This is a genomic window from Mesorhizobium sp. EU05-FHT14A09 (assembly GCF_058790995.1).
The window spans coordinates 119124-135163 of the sequence record NZ_JBYTDF010000006.1 but is presented as its reverse complement, the minus strand read 5'-3'; the positions used below and the strand labels follow the sequence as shown (position 1 = coordinate 135163).

Genomic DNA, 16040 nt, shown 5'->3' with positions numbered 1-16040 from the left:
AATCCACTTGTCCCGGCAATTAACGTGACAATAGTCATATATTTTGCTAAACTAATATTATAATATTACGCATACCTTCGTCTTAATTGCATACTCTGAACCTGAGGTGAAAAGGGGACATAGCCGTGGCGGAACCGTTTCTGTCTGAAATCCGGATCATGTCATTCGGGTTCGCGCCAAGAGGCTGGGCGCTTTGCAACGGTCAATTGTTGCCAATCAATCAAAACCAGGGCCTGTTCTCGCTGCTTGGAACGACATTCGGCGGTGACGGCAGAGTGAACTTTGCGCTGCCTGACTATCGCGGCAGAACACCCATCCATGTCGGTTCGGGGCATACGCTTGGCGATCGAGGCGGCGAGCCGGCGCACACGTTGTCGATATCGGAAATACCCCAGCATTTTCATGTGCTGTATGCGTCCAGTCAAACGGGCAACACGAACAATCCGAATTTCGCGGGCACAGGCAATGTTCTCGCCCAAGATCCTGGGAACGTCTATTCAACCGGGTTTTCTCCCAGCGCCGTTTCGCTCAACGCGGGATCCGTCGCCAATGTCGGCGGCAGCCAGGCGCATCAGAACATGCAGCCCTTCCTGACCCTGTCCTTCTGCATCGCGCTTCAGGGCATCTTTCCTTCGCCGACCTAGGAGATATCCATGGCACAGCCTTATGTTGGCGAAATCCGTATGTTCGGCGGCAATTTTGCGCCGGCAGGGTGGATGTTCTGCGAAGGGCAGCTTCTGCCCATCTCGGAGAACGAAACACTCTTCAATCTGATTGGCACGACCTATGGCGGTGATGGCCAGTCAACCTTCGCGCTGCCGGATCTGCGCGGCCGCATTCCCATCCATCAAGGCAACAGTTTTATCCTTGCGGAGAACGGAGGAGCGGAAGAGGTCACGGTGACGATTACCCAGATGCCGGCGCACAGCCATCCGCTTCTCGGTTCGACCGGCAACGGCTCGCAGGCAAATCCGCAAAACAATGTGCTGGCAAGTTCGACACTTGTGAAGCCGTATGCGGCCGAAAGCGCAACCGCCAGTTTGGCGCCCACGTCGATCGGCACGGTTGGTGGAAGTCGTGCGCATACCAACTTCCAGCCGTACCTCTGCATCAATTTCATCATATCGCTGTTCGGGATATTCCCGTCACCGTCTTGAGAGGACGATATGGCCGACCCTTTCGTCGCTGAAATCCGCATTTTCCCCTTCAACTTCGCTCCCAGAGGCTGGGCGTGGTGTGACGGCCAATTGCTGCCATTGTCGCAGAACACGGCGCTTTTCTCGCTGCTCGGCACTACCTATGGAGGCAACGGCAAATCGAACTTCGCGTTGCCGGACCTGCAAACGCGTGCACCGATGCATCCGGGCCAGGGGCCAGGGCTTTCGCTGCACGATCTTGGCGAAACCGGTGGCTCAGAAACGGTCACCTTGCTTGAAAGCGAGCTTCCCAATCACTCCCATCCATTTCGAGGAACCGTCGAAGACGGAACGCAGGGAACGCTGGCTCAGAACATAACCCTCGCCACATCCGTTAGCGGCACTTTGTACCAAACCGGGACGGCGAGCGCCTCTCTGGTGGCCATGTCGGCCCAGGCTCTCGCTCCCGCCGGCGGCGACGGCGCACACAACAATCTCCAACCCTATCTCACCTGCTATTTCTGCATCGCGCTGCAAGGCGTTTTCCCGCCGCGAGGCTGATCTGAACCGAAGCCCGGGAGGGGTATCATGGCCAATACCGAAGCCGCAGCCGCACCGGTCGCCGAAGCACCCAGTGCCGGACAGCCGCCTTTCTTCGAACTGTCGCGGCTGATGGTCGTCGCCGTCGACACCTCGACGTCATTCCTGTCCTACAAGGCGCAGACCAAGCCGAACGGCCCGTGGGAAGCGAACTGGACGCCGATCGACAAGAAATACATCTACACGCTCGCCACAAGCGGGCTGACCAAAGACGGGCGCGTCGCCGTCGCCGCCCAGGTCCAGGGCGGCGGCATTGCTTATATCGATGAATCCACCGACCAGTCCGGCGGCATCGAGCGCTGGAACGCGCCCACCCTGCTCGGCTCGCCGGGCGGCAACACCAACGTCGTCAGCCTGTCGATGGCGCGCGATGTCGACGGCCGCGTCGAAATCTTCGCCGTGGTCGCCACCACCGGGACGATCTGGTGGATCTACCAGAATCCCGACCAGATCGTCGAAAAGGACGTGACGATCACGCCGCCCGGCACGACCACACCAATCACCGTGAAGGTGCAGGAGCGCGTGCCGCCGGCGACACCCTGGAGCGCCTGGCAGCAGATTCCCGGCGGCCTGATCAGCATCAAGGCCTGCCGCCAGGGCGACGGCCGCATCGCGCTCTTCGGCATCAATTCCAATGGCAGCCTCTACCGCTGCGTCCAGGCCAATGCCACGGCGCTGAAAGTCAGCGACTGGTCGCAGTGGGTCCAGATGGACGACGCCCTCACCGGCAAGGTCCTCTACATGGCGCCGGTCGTCGGGCCGCTGGGCGCGCTGCATCTGTTCGCGATCAATTCGAACAAGCAGCTGATGCATACGCTGCAGCGGCCTGCCGCCTCCGACACATGGACGCCATGGCTGCGCAACGGCTTTTCGCGCACGGGGCTCAACATGGTGGCGGCCGGCCTGGACGGCAACGGCCATCTGATGCTGGTTGCGTCCGATGCGGCCAACGTCATTTCGGCCAACACGCAGACCAATCCGGCCGCGCTTGCCTGGACCGGCTGGCAGGACGTCGCCAATTCGTCATGGCCGGTGCAGCTTGCGCTCGACTACAATGCCGATGGCCGGCTCGCGCTGTTCTCGCACTGGCTGCTGCCGCCCGGCTCCGGCATTGGCGGCCTGTGGACCATCTCGCAGGCGGCGATCGACAGCACCGAGTGGGAATTGGAGTGGACACAACTTGCCGCAAGCAGCATCCAGCAATATTCGGTGGTGCGCGACCTGACGCCGCCGGCCAGTTGACCAGGCAAACTGAACCCCTGCCAGCCGGATGGCGCGGCGCTAGATCGGCTGGGCTGGCGTTTCGCCCGATCGGCGATGGCGATATGGCGTTCCTTGCCGCACTCTATGCGTCGACGCGCCTGGAAGAACTCGCCCAGACCGGCTGGTCTGAGGTCGCCAAACTCGACTTCCTCAACCAGCAGTTCCTCGCCCAGCACCAGCACTACATGCGCCACTATGCGGGCGCGCAATGGTTGATCGTCGAAAGCGACGCGACGGCCGTGGGGCGACTCTACTTCGTCCACTGGCCGCAGGAGATCCGCATCATCGACATCGCCCTGACGCCGGCGGCGCGCAACAAGGGTTTCGGCAGTGCCGTGCTGCAGGACCTGATCGAGGACGCGATCTCAACCGGCAAGTCCGTCTCGATCCATGTCGAGCGCATGAACCCGGCGCTGTCGCTCTACCGGCGGCTCGGCTTCCAGCAGACCGAAGACAAGGGTGTCTATCTGCTGATGGCGCATCCGGGCGGTCAGGCCGATCCGAGCCGCGCTCCCGGGTAGCACCCAAATGCCACTGAAGCGGCAAGCAGGTCAGGTGAAGACGGCCTCATAGCGCATGCCGTCATTCTGGCGTGCGATCGGCACGATGAAGATGTCGAGCGTGCCAAGCCTGGGATGGACAAGCGGATAGATGGCCTGCGACAAAGGCTCGGCCAGCGGACCACGAAAGGTCAGTGCGAAGGCGCCGCCGCTACGCAGCGCTGTCCCCAGCTGCCGCACCTCGAGCAACTGCAACGCAAGCGCCGTTTCAGCGACATCGAAATCCGTACCGATATGCGGCTCGAAATCCGCGCCCGTCAGTTGCGCAACCATATTTTCTCCCCAGCTCGACATGTTTTGCGGCCTGCGGCGAGCCCTGTCCAGTCCCCCGGCCCGATCCGTTACGCAGAGGTTTCCGCCGATCCTCCCGCGACCGACGAAAGATCAAAAATGAGGCCGCTGCCGGCCGAGGATGATTTTCTCGCGGATGTCAGGCGACGATGATTTTGAGCCCCGAAGACGCGAATGCTTCCGCCAGTTGCGACGGCGGCGGTCCGTCGCTGACCAGCCGTAGTCCCGCCTGCGGCGGCACGACATGCGCGATCGCATGCCTGCTGAACTTGGACTTGTCGCCCACGAGAATGGTGGCGTCGGCCCGCTGGATGGCGGCTTTCTTGACCGCTATCTTGTCGAGGTCGTAGTCCATGACGGTGCCGTCGTCATCGAAGCCCGAATAGCCGATGAAGGCGAGGTCGAAGCGGATCGACAGAATGCCGGCGACGGTGGCAGGGCCTGTCAACGAACCGTCCGGGCCGCGCGAGATGCCACCGAAGATGTGAAGCTCGAGGTCGGGCTCGCCCGCCAGTATCATTCCAGTGGCCAGGCTGGAGGTGAAGACCCTGATGCCGGCCCGCCGGCCACGCAGGTTCTCGGCCACCGCCTCGACCGTCGTGCCGACGTCGAGGAAGATCGCGGCCCCGGCAGGCACCATGGCGGCGGCGGCCTTGCCGATCCTCGCCTTGGCCTCGGCCGAACGCGACCGTTTCTCGTGGTAGCCGAGACGGATGGTCGAGTCCGACGGCCCTGCCCCGCCGTGGAAACGCTGGATGAGCCCGAGCCGGTCGAGCTGGATGATGTCGCGGCGCACCGACTGCATCGACACGTTGAAGCGGCCGGCGAGCGCTTCGAGCGTGGCATAGCCGCGCTCGCCGACAATCCCGACGATATCGGCCTGGCGCTGCGTCAACTCGCTGAGGAGCTCACCGTCGACTGTCATTTTTCTTCCTCGCAAGTTATATAGCTTACAAAGCTTGCGGCGGGACGCAACCGGGAAAGAGAGCCTATTCACGATGACAGCGCTGCGATGGATCAAACAGGACGAAAAGCTGACCCGCGATGGACAGGCCTTCGATCCTTACCGGCTGGAATGGACCGCCGACGGCAGCAGCCAGGATCATCCATCACAACCGGTGACGCCCGTCGAAGCGCTTTCCCTGCTGGGGGAGCGGGGGCTGCTGCGCCGCGTTCCGGTCGGCATCATCGGGCCGCGCGAAGCCACGCCTGCGCAATGCGCGCTGGCCGAAAAACTGGGTGAAGCGCTGGCGAAACACGGCCTGCAGCTGCTGTGCGGCGGCAAATCCGGGGTGATGGAGGCCGCCTGCAAGGGCCATGCCGCCGGAGGCGGACTGCCGATCGGCATTCTGCCCGATGATGAATGGCAGGCGGCGAACGCCTATGTGGCGATCCCGATCGCCACGGGACTGGGGCCGGCCCGCAACGCGATCATTGCCCGCGCCTGCATGGTCCTGGTGGCGATCGGCGGCGGCGTCGGCACGCTGTCCGAGATCGCGCTGGGGCTGCAGTTCAACCGGCTGGTGCTGGCGACCGCCGACGCACCACCGGTCAGCGGCGTGCCGCTGGTGGCGGATGTGGACGACATCCTGGAGCGGATCGCGAAAAGGGTATTTTCTTTCGCGTAAGATTTCTACCATTTGTCGTGAATCTATCATACAACCACGCTACGGAGCAGTGAACAGGGTCCGAAACCCAGCCAAGGGGACCGCCTTGCAGGTAATTGCGATCGCGTATCTGGTCTTTCTCGCCGCGCCGGTGCTGCTGCTGCTGCTCGGCTCGTTCGGCGAGACCTGGAGCAACACGTTGCTGCCGTCCGGCTTCACCGGACGCTGGTACGAAGAGGTGGCCAACGATCCGAGTTTCCGCCGGGCCTTCTTCACCAGCCTGCAGATCGTCGGCGTCACCTGCGTGCTCAACATGCTCATCGGCTTTCCGCTGGCCTACGCCATCCAGGCGGGCGCGCGCGGCGGCATGCGGTTCGCCGCAAGGCTGGTGACGCTGATGCCGGTGGCCGTGCCGGAACTCGTGCTCGCTTTCGGTTTCATCCTGGTCTTCTCGTCCGACGCGCTGCCCTGGCTGGGCAGCTTCTGGCTGCTTGCGGCCGGACACCTGGTGCTGACCCTTCCCTATACGGTGACGGCGCTTGTCGCCGACATGGAGCAGCTTCGGCTTGATGAATATGAACACGCCGCCGCGACACTGGGCGCCTCGTTCGCAGCGCGGCTGACCGACGTCACGCTGCCGCTGCTGCGCACGAGCCTGATCTCGTCGATGCTCACGGTGGCAGCCCTTTCCATCGGCGAGTTCCAGCTGTCGAACCTCGTCGCCGGCTTCCTGTCGCGCACCTATCCTGTGGTGCTGCTGCAAGCCTTCTACGGCGCGACGGGCTTTGCCTGCGCCGCCACCGTCGTCCTGCTCATCCTGGCCGCGCTCGCTTCGATCACCAGCAGCACGACCGCCCAGATCGCCGGCGTCGAACGGAAGAAGCCGCAATGACCCTCAGATATGAAGCCGTCAGCTATACCTATCCGGGCACGTCGATCGGTGTGTTCGACGTCTCGCTGGAGATCGGGCGCGGCGAACTGCTGGCGATCATCGGCGCGTCGGGATCCGGCAAGTCGACACTGCTCAAGCTGCTCGCGGGATTCGTGAAGCCGGCAAACGGCCGTGTCCTGATCGACGGCAAGGATGTCGGCGAGCTGCTGCCGGAGAAGCGCCGGCTTGGCGTCGTCTTCCAGAACTACGCGCTGTTTCCGCACATGCGGCTGTGGGAAAATGTCGGCTATGCGCTGAAGGTGCGCGGCATCGGCAAGGCGGAGCGCCGCGCCCTGGCAATCGAGATGCTGGCCAGGGTCGGCATGGGTGCGCGCGCCGACGACCTGCCGGGGATGCTTTCGGGCGGACAGCAGCAGCGCGTTGCGCTGGCGCGCGCGCTGGTGTTCGAGCCGCAGGGCCTGCTGCTCGACGAGCCGCTGTCGGCGCTCGACGCCGGACTGCGCGTGGAGATGCGCGACGAGATCCTGCGCGTGCAGCGCTCGGCAGGCATTGCCACCCTTCTGGTGACGCACGACCAGGAAGAGGCGCTTTCGATCGGCGACAAGGTCGCGGTGATGCATGAGGGCCGGCTCGTGCAGATCGGAACGCCACGCGACCTCTATGAAACGCCGGTCAATGCCTATGTCGCGGCATTCGTCGGCCAATCCAACCTGTGGCGCGGCAGGGTCGCCGGCACGGGACGGGTGGACACGGAGATCGGCCCGCTGGCCTGCGATACCAAAGGCAGGTCGAATGGCGAGGCCGTCATCGCCTTCGTCCGTCCCGAACGGGTCCAGCCGATGCCGAGCCCAGCAACCGAACCCGGCCGCTTTGCCGGCACCATCGAAGCCGACCGTTACCTTGGGCCGATCCGGCGCATCGATCTTGCGGTCCCGGGCGGCCGCATCCGCCTCGAAACCCATCTGCGCGGGCCGGTCACATCGGTCGAGATTCCACCCGACGCCATACGCCTCCTTCCAGCCAGTTGAGCAAACACAACCCGAAAAAGGACTTCCCGATGAAACGACGCCAATTCATTGTCAGGGCAGCCGCAATCGCTTTGACGCTGAGCTTCACGCATGCAAGCCAGGCCTTCGAAGGGCCTGAACTCTATGACGGCGAAAAGGCGCTTTACGAGAGCGCCCAGAAGGAAGGGCTGGTCGTATCCTTCGACACCGGCCCGACCTGGGCAAACTGGGCAGGGCAGTTCAAGGCCTTCCAGAAACGCTATCCGGGTGTCGAGATGGTCTACAACGACCTCGGCTCCGCAGCGACCGTCGTCGCGCTCGACAAAGCGCGCAATCGCCCGCAGGCCGATACCGCCTATTATTTCGCGGCCTCGGCGCTCGACGCGGCCAAGGCCGGCGTCGTCGAGGCCCACAAGCCGGTGAACTTCGACCGCCTGCCCGAGACACTGCGCGAAAAGGATGGCCGCTGGGTCACGGTGCACACGCTGAACGTGGCTTTCCTCGTCAACACAAAGCTGGTCAAGACGATCCCGCAAAGCTGGGCCGACCTGCTGAAGCCGGAATACAAGAGCGCCATCGTCTATCAGGACCCGCGCTCGACCGGCCAGGGCCAGGTCGTCACCTTCGCGGCAAGTTTCGGCAATGGCGGCGACATGGACAATGTCACACCCGGCATCAACTATCTCGGCGCGCTGACCAAGGCCGGCAATGTGCTGCGCACCGTCGGCACCACGCCCTATGCCCAGTTCCTCAAGGGAGAGATTCCGATCTGGATCGGTTACGAAAATGACGGCCTGAAAGCCAAGTTCGGCGACGGCATGGGCGACGGGGTCGCGGTGGTCATCCCGCAGGAAGCTTCTGCCGCGGCACCTTATGCGATCTCGCTGGTCAAGAACGGCCCCAATCCGAACGCCGGCAAGCTCTGGCTCAATTTCGTGCTGAGCGATGAAGGCCAGAAGATCTTCGCGGAAGGTTTTGTCCGCCCATCAGTCAGCGGCATCGCGCTGCCGGAGGCAGTTGCCTCCAAAATGCCGAACGCGCCGCAAGTCCATCCGCTCGATATCTCAAAATCGACGGCAAAGAAGAGCGAGATCGATGCCGGCTGGGCCAAGGCGGTTCTCGGGCAATAGAAATGCCCTGGTTCGCCACACGATCTTATCCGGACGGCTAGCGCCGATCCGGGCTCTACGCCGCCCGCGCCTGCCGGCGCGGGCGGCGTCTCCAGAGCAGTTCCAGCAAGAATGCAGGCGGGTTCGCGTCCGGAATTGCGCAAGAACAAAAAGGGGCGGAGCGTTTCCGTTAAAAACGAGAACGCCCTGTCCAACGGGAGCATGCCATGAGCATCAGAGCCTCGACGCCGATCCTCGCCGCCTTCTTGGGCCCGGGCGTGATCGTGCTGGCGTTGTTCTTCATCGTTCCGGTCTGTTCGGTGCTGATCGGGGCATTTTCCAACGGCGGCAGTGCCTTCTCGCGCCTCGCCGCCGATCCGGTGTTCTGGAACGGCCTCAAGGGTACGCTCATCCTCGGTACGGTCGCCCCGCTGTTTTCGCTGTTCATAGGCTTCTGCGTCGCGCTGACTCTTGCCCGGCTGGCGCCCGGGCTTCGCATGGCCGCCCTCATCGCCATCTCGCTGCCGCTCACCTTCTCGGGCCTGATCGTCGCCTACGGATTCATCCTGCTGCTCGGCCGGTCCGGTTTCGTCACGCTGCTTCTGGCCGAGATCGGCTTCGACCCTGCCGTGACCGGCTCATTCATCTTCTCGCCGATCGGCCTCGGCCTTGCCTATTCCTACTATCTGGTTCCGCGCGTCGTGCTGATCGTGCTGCCGGCGATCAGCAATTTCGACCGCAACCAGCTGATCGCCGCCCGATCGCTCGGCGCCGGCGGGATGCGCGCGCTGGTCGACGTGATGCTGCCGCAGATCATGCCGAGCCTGGTGGCGGCGTTCTGCCTGACATCGGCGGTTGCCGTCGGCGCCTATGGCACCGCGCTGGCGCTGGTCGGCACCCAGGTCAACATCCTGCCGCTGGTGCTCTACAGCAAGATTTCGGAAACCGGCACCGATCTGCCGGCGGCATCGGCCGCATCGCTGGTGCTGATCGCCATCTGCGCGGCCGTGGTCGCACTCGGCGAAGCGGCCGGCAGCCGGCGGATCGCCCGCCGCTAGAGCAATTTCAGGAAACGTGCCCAAAGGTTTTGCTGGAATTGCTCCAGCTCTTTGTTCTTGCGCAATTCCGGGGCGCAAAACCGCTTACACTTTTGCTGGAATTGCTCTTTGTCAGCCGCCCTTGCGCAGTTTGGCGACGTCGTCGGGCTTCACGTCGGGCTGCCGGCCGCCCCAGGTCGCCCGCGCCCAGTTGGCGAGATCGGCCAGCTGCTGGTCGCTCAGCTTGTCGTCGAACGCCGGCATGGGCTGCATGCGTTCCAATCCCGGAAACCGCTGCGCGGAGATACCGTGCAGGACGGTGTGGACGAAATTGCGCGCATCGGTGATGCGCATCGAGGCATTCGTCGCCAGCGGCACCACCACATGCGGAATACCTTGCCCCTCGACGCCATGACAGCCAGAGCAGAGGTTGATGTAGGTGGCGCGCGCCGATGCCGTCAGTTCCGCGGGAACACTGACCGGCGCAGGCGCGGGCGGCGGCTCGGACTGGCCAGGCGCGGCATCAAGATCGAAGAGGAACGCCGACAGCGCCTCAAGATCTTCGTCGGTCATGTATTGCGTCGAGAAATGCACGACGTCGAACATCTGGTTGGTCATAGCGCCTTGCGCCGAAATGCCGGACTTCATGAAGCTCGCCAGCAGCGGCACGTCGAAGCCCATGCGCGCCAGGCCGTCTTTGGTGATGTCAGGCGCATTGATGCCCTCGATGATGGTTCCCTGCAGATATTTCGACGGATCCATGCCTTGCAGCACGTTGCGTGGCGTGTGGCATTCGCCGCAATGCGCCAGCGCATTGGCCAGATAATTGCCACGGTTCCACAGCTCCGAGCGGGCAGGATCGTTTGCCGGCTTTTCGCCGGGCAGGTTGACGAGGTTCCAGAACGTCAACGACTGACGAATGTTGAAGGGAAAGGCGAGCTCGTTGTCCCTGTTTGCGACCTTCATCGGCTCGCGCGTCATCAGATAGGCGTAGACCGCATCGACATCTTGCGGCGTCATCTCCCGATAAGAGGCGTAAGGCATGGCCGGATAGAGATGGCGTCCGCCCTTGCCGACGCCGTCGCGCAGCGCGCGGTGGAAGTCGGCACGGGTCCAGTTGCCGATACCGTTGTCCTTGTCGGGGGAAATGTTGCTGGCATAGATGGTACCGAACGGTGTCTCGAACGGCAGGCCTCCGGCCCAGGCCGCGCCCCCCTTGGCGGTGTGGCAGGCATAACAGTCCGCCGCCACCGCGACATAGGCGCCGCGCTCGGCCAGCGTCTTCATCTCGTCAGCGCCGAGCGGCTGGTCGATATCCTTCGCCACGACGCTCTTTTCGAACAGGCCTATAAAAATGCTTCCCGCAACGATCGCAGCCAGAACGGCGAGTGCGACCACGCCCCACAGCAGCCTGCGTAAAGTCATGGAATGCTCCCTCAGGCTTTGACGAGGTCAGGCATTTTCAGAACCAGATCACGCACCGCCTGATGATAGCGGACGTAGCCGGTGCAGCGGCAGATGTGCTTGTCGAGCGCTTCGGTTATGGCCTTCTCGAGATCGGCCCTGGCGACCGGCTGGCGTTTCAACTGGTCGATGAAGACGGAGGCACCGGTGACGAAGCCCGGCGTGCAGTAGCCGCACTGGAACGAGAAATTCTCGATAAAGGCCTGCTGCACCGGCGACAGTTCGGAAATCGCGCCGGCGGCATCGCGCCTGGCGTGGCCTTCCACCGTGCGCACCTTCTTGCCTTCGAACCAGTGCGCGCCGGTGATGCAGGTGCGGACTTCGTCCAGCACGCCGTCATCCTTTTCCACGATCACCGTGCAGGCATGACAGATACCCTGGCCGCAGCCCATGCGCGAGCCGGTGAGATCGAGATATTCGTGGAGAAAATCCTGCATCATCATGGCTTCGGGCACGTCGGCGGGTCCGATTGCCTTGTCGTTGACGGTGAGCGAGAGCTTTTTCGTGGGTAGCGTCATGCCAGTGCCCCCCGTATCTTTTCCGGCGTTATCGGCAGATCATAGAAGCGCTTGCCGATGGCGTGCGCGATGGCATTGGCAAGGGCCGGCACCACGGCGATCATCACGACCTCGGCTATGCCCTTGGGTGGATCGGTTTCCGAAAGCGGCGGCAATATTTCCGACGTCTGCGTCCACACCGCCACGTCCCTGGCGCGCGGCAGTTCATAGCGGTTCCAGTTCCAGGTGCCGTCGCCGGGCCCGTCCTCGTAGAGCGGCAGATATTCCTTCAGCGCATGGCCGATGCCCATGGCCAGACCGCCCTGAAGCTGTCCGGAAACCAGTTCGGGCACCACCTGCGTGCCGCATTCCATGATCGAATGATGCGACAGGATCGTCACCTCGCCCGACGCCGTATCGACGACGATCTCGGCCAATGTCGCCATCGGTGCGTAATAGGTGACGCCGGCATTGTTGCGCTGCGCCGGCGGATAAAAGACCGCCGCGCGGTCGACGAACTGCCAGCCGTCCAGCGTCATCAGCGCCTTGGCCTGCGCCGTAGCCCCATCACCATATTTGAGCGCGAGCGCATCCACCGGCAAGCGTGTCCTGCCGATGCCGGGAACATCGAAATCGGCCTGCGCCCACTGCCAGCGGTTGAAGGTGTGGACCGTCACGCCGGTGACAAGGCCCAGCCGATGCGCTTCGGCGGCCACCGCCTCAAAAGTCAGCGGAGGCATACCGCCGGCATTCACCATGCCGTTTTCCATGCGGATATCCTCGCGCCGCACGAAATAGGGCGCGATGGAACCGCCGCCGATGCCTTGCGACCACAGCGACCTTGCCGCCGGCCAGATGGCGAATTCGACAAGCGCATGCGCCGCCTGCCGTGTGGCGTGGCCGAGATAATAGACGCTGTTGGTGGCGCTCATCGGCGAGGTGAAACTCGGCGTCCAGCGCGGATTGGCGCTGTTCCTGTCCTCGTCCGCCTGCGGCATCGTATAGGGCTCGTCGGTGGTTTCGAGCGGCATCTGCGGCCAGCGCACCTTGCCATACTCGGTCACCTCGGGCACGCGACCCAGTATGTCACCCACCATGATCGCCTGCGAGGTCGTGGTGCCGGTGCCGATCTCATGCGCGACATGCGCGAAGCTCACCCGTCCCCGGACATTGAATTCGAGCGCGGCAAGCGCCGCCTCCGCGCCGGTGCCGTAGTCCTTCTGGACATGGCCATAGCCGACGCCATAACGCTTGCCGGGATTGGCTGCATCGAAAGCCGCCTTTTTCGCCTGTCGCTGCGTCCAAAGCGGATGGGCCTTGGCCCTGAGCAGGATCTCCTCGTTGCGCAACGCTCCGGCCGGGATCGCCCCTTGCGTGTTCTTCATGCCCGACTTGAAGACATTCTTCAGCCGGAGATCGATCGCATCCATGCCGAGCGCTTCGGCCGCTTCGTCGACCATCATCTCGGTCGCCGACATAGATTGCAGCGTTCCGTAGCCGCGTGTCGAGCCCGCGTCGACAGCGCGCGAGGCAATGGCCGCAGCGGAAAAATCGCTTTTCGGCAGGTAGTAGATCGACTGCGCCGCGGTGGCGCCGACGAAGCCGACGGAGAATGAAAAATTGGCGCGGCCGCCGCCATCATTCTTGAAATGACCGGTCATGATCCGGAACTGGCCGGTCTTGCGGTCGACCACCAGCGTGTTGTCCATCCAGAAAGCGTGCCGCTTCAAACCCATCTGGAACTGTTCGTAGCGATCGTTGGCGAGGCGAACGGGACGGCCATCGCCGTAGAGGCCTGCCACCACGCAGAAGAACGCGAAGATCGAGTGGTCCTTGGTGCCGTAGCCGACGGTGTAGCCAACCTTGAGGTCGACCTCCTTGAGCGGAAATTTCGACTTGGAGACCAGTCCGGCCGAAACCTCGGCCACTTCATAGGGCGACTGCGTCGCCACCATGAGATGCAGGATACCGGTCGCCGCGTCGTACCAGACATTGCCGTTGTCGGCCTCCATGGCCGAAGCGTCGACCGACTGCGAGAAATACTCATTCCTCAGCACCAGGGCATCATCGCCGGCCATGCCGATTTCCTGCTCGATCTCGGCGGCCGCGGCCATGCCGCGCGCCATGGCGCCGCCAGCAGCATCCGCCTCCGGCCATTTCGGGTCGTCGCCGGAAAAGCCGCCATAGATGACTGTATCCTTGAGCGGCGAAAACCGGTCGGCCGCATCTGGAGTACCGCCGTCGATGCGCACATAACGCGCCGCGCCATAATGGGCTGGATGGCTGTAGGGCGCCTTTTCACCGTAGCGCACCACCGTATCGTCGAAACGGACCAGCCGCTTCGCCGCGTCGTAGCGAGCAAAATCATGATAGATGAGCAGCGCGACCGGCTGGCCGAGCAGCCTTGCCGTCTGCCCCTTGGGCACCAGGAAAACATCGCCGTAAAAACCCGGCACCGGAATGGCGATGCCATCGGCGACAAGATCTTCATGAAGCACCAGCCGGTCCGGCTTCAGGGCATCGCCGAGCACGCCGAGATCGATGCCCTCGAAGGTCCGATCGGCCTTGGTGGCGTGGATCATGAACGCGTGCGCCTGCTGCTTCGGCCAGCCGTTGAGGTCGCGGGCGCGGTAGTCGCGCGAGAAGGTCTTTTCGCCGGTCACCTTGGCGATGGCGTCGAGCCGGTATTTCGGCCTGCCATCGGCCTTAAGCCAATCCGGGCCGGGTTGCGGCGGTGTCTCGATCAGCCGCGCGGCGGCCGGGGAAGGCAGGAAGGAAACCTTGATGGCGATGCCTGCGGCGGCACTGGCCTTGAGAAAATTCCGGCGCGAAAGACTGGATCCCATCATCTCCTCCTGCGTCAGACCAGGGTCGTCCAACGTGATCAGAAAGCCGACATATCTTCCACGAACCACAAAGGTCCGGCGCTATCGTTCGAGCGATTATGGGACTGTGCAGGTATTTGTGCAACAAACCCGCTCAGAGATTTGCAGCCGATGGAAAACGCATTGTTTCCGCGCCGGCTTGCGACGCGAGCCTTGCAAATTCTGTAAGCACGGCGAGGCGTTCAGCCCCAGGGCTCCCTCACACGCGGCCAGACCGGACGTACCAGCTTTTCATAGTTCGTGGCGGCCGGGTCGCTCGGATAGGAACTCGGCGACGAGACATAGATGATCTCGGCGGCGATCGGCTCGAAGCCGGCGTAGAAATGGTTGGTCGACTTGATCAGCAGCACATCCTTCGACAGCGGATCGACGCCGAGATTGGAGAAGATATCCGGCTCGAAGGTCTGGGTACGGTTGGTGTTGAGGATGATGTCGATCTCGGTGCCTTCCAGGCGCACCAGCGCGGACGCCCCCAAGGTGACGCGGCTTGGACCAAAACTCTGCCAGCTCTCGGCAACAGCCTTCACCACACGCACCCTGGCGTCGATCGGCTCGCCCGCCAGCGGGCCGGCCTTGCCGCCGAAGCGCAGGTCGATGACCGCCCCCTCGCCCGCGGCGTGACAGAAGGTGACCGCGAGCGGATCCCAGATGGTGGCAACGCCGACATTTTTCAGGCCGCGCACCAGCATCGCGCGCAGCAGCGAGGTGCCGTCGCCGGCGACGCCGCCGCCGGGATTGTCCCAGACATCGGCGATCACCACCGGCTTCGCCTTGTTGGCGGCGCGAACCTCCAGCGCACGGTCGATGCCCGGCTCGGCCGTCAGCATCGGCATGGCCAGCTGCCCGCGCAGCGCGTAGAGTTCGCGTCCCAGCTGCTCGGCCAGGGCATCGCCCTTGGCCTTGTCATTGTCGGTGACGACCATGATGCGCGCGCCCATCTCCGGCACGTCGGCGGCCATGAAGCCATGGATGACGGAGGCCGAAAGCACGCCATCCTTGCCGTGCAGCGCCTTGATGCGGTCGACGAAGCCGCGCATCGGCTGGCGGCTGGTCGGCATCACCTCGATCATGTGGCAATCGAAGGTCGAGATCACCGGCCTGATCTCGCCACGCGCGGCGGCAAGACCGAGCTCGACGACATGTTCACCGCGCTCGTAGAAATCGGTATGCGGAAACTCCAGGAAGGCTGCGAGCACATTGGCGGCAGCGACGCGCTTCGGCGTCAGGTGACTGTGCGGGTCGAGCTCGGAAGCAACCACGACATCCGGTCCGACGATGTCGCGGACGCGAGCGAGAAGATCGCCTTCGCAGTCGTCATAGCCTTGCGCCACCATGGCGCCGTGCAGGCCGAGGATGACCGCGTCGACCGGAAGCGCTGCCCGCAACTGGTCGAGGATCTCGTCACGCAGCGCCTCGAAAGTCTGGCGCTGTACCAGCCCGCCGGGTTCGGCCCAGGTCGCGGTGCCTTCGATGACGGTCAGCCCTTCAGCCGCCGCGCGGCGGCGCAGGACAACGATCGGCGAAGAGCACAGCGTCGGCGTTTCCGGGTGCTGGCCTGGACCGGCATAAAAGGCCATCTCGAAAGAGGCGCGGTCGGTTGGCACCGGCGAGAAGGTGTTGGTTTCCGTTGCCAGCGAGGCGGTGAAGATACGCATGCGCTTTACTCGATTGATCCGTCGGGGAAGTTGCCTT

Annotated in this window: 16 protein-coding genes and 1 pseudogene; 10 read left to right on the top strand and 7 right to left on the bottom strand. The window is 63.5% G+C overall.

Annotation, left to right across the window (positions count from 1 at the left end; all coding sequences use genetic code 11):
• The first annotated feature begins 125 nt into the window (after positions 1 to 125).
• From AC3WTO_RS21170 to AC3WTO_RS21150, 5 genes are all read left to right on the top strand, one after another.
• Positions 126 to 644 (top strand): phage tail protein, encoded by a 519-nt coding sequence (locus AC3WTO_RS21170; protein WP_492462881.1) that lies wholly within the window; start codon positions 126 to 128, stop codon positions 642 to 644.
• Between the two features lie 39 nt (positions 645 to 683).
• The gene (locus AC3WTO_RS21165; protein ID WP_492462880.1) at positions 684 to 1157 is read left to right on the top strand and encodes a phage tail protein; all 474 of its coding nucleotides are present in this window, start codon (positions 684 to 686) and stop codon (positions 1155 to 1157) included.
• Positions 1158 to 1166: 9 nt separating this feature from the next.
• Positions 1167 to 1697, top strand: a complete 531-nt coding sequence (locus AC3WTO_RS21160) for a phage tail protein (protein WP_492462879.1) — start codon at positions 1167 to 1169, stop codon at positions 1695 to 1697.
• 27 nt (positions 1698 to 1724) lie between these two features.
• Positions 1725 to 2978, top strand: a complete 1254-nt coding sequence (locus AC3WTO_RS21155; RefSeq protein WP_492462878.1) for a DUF8189 domain-containing protein — start codon at positions 1725 to 1727, stop codon at positions 2976 to 2978.
• 83 nt (positions 2979 to 3061) lie between these two features.
• Positions 3062 to 3520 (top strand): GNAT family N-acetyltransferase, encoded by a 459-nt coding sequence (locus AC3WTO_RS21150; protein ID WP_492462877.1) that lies wholly within the window; start codon positions 3062 to 3064, stop codon positions 3518 to 3520.
• A gap of 30 nt (positions 3521 to 3550) precedes the next feature.
• On the opposite strand, the gene AC3WTO_RS21145 is transcribed toward AC3WTO_RS21150, so the two are convergent.
• Both AC3WTO_RS21145 and AC3WTO_RS21140 read right to left on the bottom strand, forming a co-directional pair.
• Positions 3551 to 3832, bottom strand: a complete 282-nt coding sequence (locus AC3WTO_RS21145; protein ID WP_492462876.1) for a DUF6916 family protein — start codon at positions 3830 to 3832, stop codon at positions 3551 to 3553.
• A 157-nt stretch (positions 3833 to 3989) separates the two neighbouring features.
• On the bottom strand, positions 3990 to 4775 hold the full coding sequence (locus tag AC3WTO_RS21140; protein WP_492462875.1) for a DeoR/GlpR family DNA-binding transcription regulator: 786 nt from the start codon (positions 4773 to 4775) through the stop codon (positions 3990 to 3992).
• A 73-nt stretch (positions 4776 to 4848) separates the two neighbouring features.
• Here AC3WTO_RS21140 and AC3WTO_RS21135 point away from each other — a divergent pair, with 73 nt between their 5' ends.
• The 5 genes from AC3WTO_RS21135 to AC3WTO_RS21115 all read left to right on the top strand — a co-directional run bounded on the left by AC3WTO_RS21135 (position 4849) and on the right by AC3WTO_RS21115 (position 9523).
• Positions 4849 to 5478, top strand: a complete 630-nt coding sequence (locus tag AC3WTO_RS21135; protein ID WP_492462874.1) for a TIGR00725 family protein — start codon at positions 4849 to 4851, stop codon at positions 5476 to 5478.
• A gap of 85 nt (positions 5479 to 5563) precedes the next feature.
• Positions 5564 to 6349, top strand: a complete 786-nt coding sequence (locus tag AC3WTO_RS21130) for an ABC transporter permease (RefSeq protein ID WP_492462873.1) — start codon at positions 5564 to 5566, stop codon at positions 6347 to 6349.
• On the top strand, positions 6346 to 7377 hold the full coding sequence (locus AC3WTO_RS21125) for an ABC transporter ATP-binding protein (protein ID WP_492462872.1): 1032 nt from the start codon (positions 6346 to 6348) through the stop codon (positions 7375 to 7377). Before AC3WTO_RS21130 ends, AC3WTO_RS21125 begins: the two co-directional genes overlap by 4 nt.
• A gap of 29 nt (positions 7378 to 7406) precedes the next feature.
• Entirely contained in the window at positions 7407 to 8486 is a 1080-nt protein-coding gene (locus AC3WTO_RS21120; RefSeq protein ID WP_492462871.1) for an extracellular solute-binding protein, read from the top strand.
• A gap of 206 nt (positions 8487 to 8692) precedes the next feature.
• A complete protein-coding gene (locus AC3WTO_RS21115; protein WP_492462870.1) occupies positions 8693 to 9523 on the top strand; it encodes an ABC transporter permease in 831 nt (276 codons plus the stop codon).
• Between the two features lie 111 nt (positions 9524 to 9634).
• On the opposite strand, the gene AC3WTO_RS21110 is transcribed toward AC3WTO_RS21115, so the two are convergent.
• The 5 genes and pseudogenes from AC3WTO_RS21110 to AC3WTO_RS21090 form a co-directional block, all read right to left on the bottom strand.
• The gene (locus AC3WTO_RS21110) at positions 9635 to 10927 is read right to left on the bottom strand and encodes a c-type cytochrome (protein ID WP_492462869.1); all 1293 of its coding nucleotides are present in this window, start codon (positions 10925 to 10927) and stop codon (positions 9635 to 9637) included.
• Positions 10928 to 10938: 11 nt separating this feature from the next.
• Positions 10939 to 11484 (bottom strand): (2Fe-2S)-binding protein, encoded by a 546-nt coding sequence (locus AC3WTO_RS21105; protein WP_492462868.1) that lies wholly within the window; start codon positions 11482 to 11484, stop codon positions 10939 to 10941.
• Positions 11481 to 13541: a xanthine dehydrogenase family protein molybdopterin-binding subunit gene (locus tag AC3WTO_RS21100; protein ID WP_492463012.1), complete on the bottom strand. Its 2061-nt coding sequence runs from the start codon at positions 13539 to 13541 to the stop codon at positions 11481 to 11483. The genes AC3WTO_RS21105 and AC3WTO_RS21100 overlap by 4 nt, the downstream gene beginning before the upstream one ends.
• 684 nt (positions 13542 to 14225) lie before the next feature.
• A pseudogene (locus AC3WTO_RS21095) lies at positions 14226 to 14309 on the bottom strand (twin-arginine translocation signal domain-containing protein); the annotation flags it as partial.
• 221 nt (positions 14310 to 14530) lie between these two features.
• Entirely contained in the window at positions 14531 to 16003 is a 1473-nt protein-coding gene (locus AC3WTO_RS21090; protein WP_492462867.1) for a M81 family metallopeptidase, read from the bottom strand.
• Positions 16004 to 16040: the final 37 nt, after the last annotated feature.

What these genes read in the sequence shown, in the direction of transcription:
- AC3WTO_RS21140 (WP_492462875.1), bottom strand. Translation starts at nt 4,775, where the DNA reads ATGACAGTCGACGGTGAGCTCCTCAGCGAGTTGACGCAGCGCCAGGCC.
- AC3WTO_RS21125 (WP_492462872.1), top strand. Translation starts at nt 6,346, where the DNA reads ATGACCCTCAGATATGAAGCCGTCAGCTATACCTATCCGGGCACGTCG.
- AC3WTO_RS21145 (WP_492462876.1), bottom strand. Translation starts at nt 3,832, where the DNA reads ATGGTTGCGCAACTGACGGGCGCGGATTTCGAGCCGCATATCGGTACG.
- AC3WTO_RS21115 (WP_492462870.1), top strand. Translation starts at nt 8,693, where the DNA reads ATGAGCATCAGAGCCTCGACGCCGATCCTCGCCGCCTTCTTGGGCCCG.
- AC3WTO_RS21135 (WP_492462874.1), top strand. Translation starts at nt 4,849, where the DNA reads ATGACAGCGCTGCGATGGATCAAACAGGACGAAAAGCTGACCCGCGAT.
- AC3WTO_RS21105 (WP_492462868.1), bottom strand. Translation starts at nt 11,484, where the DNA reads ATGACGCTACCCACGAAAAAGCTCTCGCTCACCGTCAACGACAAGGCA.
- AC3WTO_RS21165 (WP_492462880.1), top strand. Translation starts at nt 684, where the DNA reads ATGTTCGGCGGCAATTTTGCGCCGGCAGGGTGGATGTTCTGCGAAGGG.
- AC3WTO_RS21155 (WP_492462878.1), top strand. Translation starts at nt 1,725, where the DNA reads ATGGCCAATACCGAAGCCGCAGCCGCACCGGTCGCCGAAGCACCCAGT.
- AC3WTO_RS21090 (WP_492462867.1), bottom strand. Translation starts at nt 16,003, where the DNA reads ATGCGTATCTTCACCGCCTCGCTGGCAACGGAAACCAACACCTTCTCG.
- AC3WTO_RS21100 (WP_492463012.1), bottom strand. Translation starts at nt 13,541, where the DNA reads ATGGCCGGCGATGATGCCCTGGTGCTGAGGAATGAGTATTTCTCGCAG.
- AC3WTO_RS21160 (WP_492462879.1), top strand. Translation starts at nt 1,167, where the DNA reads ATGGCCGACCCTTTCGTCGCTGAAATCCGCATTTTCCCCTTCAACTTC.
- AC3WTO_RS21120 (WP_492462871.1), top strand. Translation starts at nt 7,407, where the DNA reads ATGAAACGACGCCAATTCATTGTCAGGGCAGCCGCAATCGCTTTGACG.
- AC3WTO_RS21150 (WP_492462877.1), top strand. Translation starts at nt 3,062, where the DNA reads ATGGCGTTCCTTGCCGCACTCTATGCGTCGACGCGCCTGGAAGAACTC.
- AC3WTO_RS21110 (WP_492462869.1), bottom strand. Translation starts at nt 10,927, where the DNA reads ATGACTTTACGCAGGCTGCTGTGGGGCGTGGTCGCACTCGCCGTTCTG.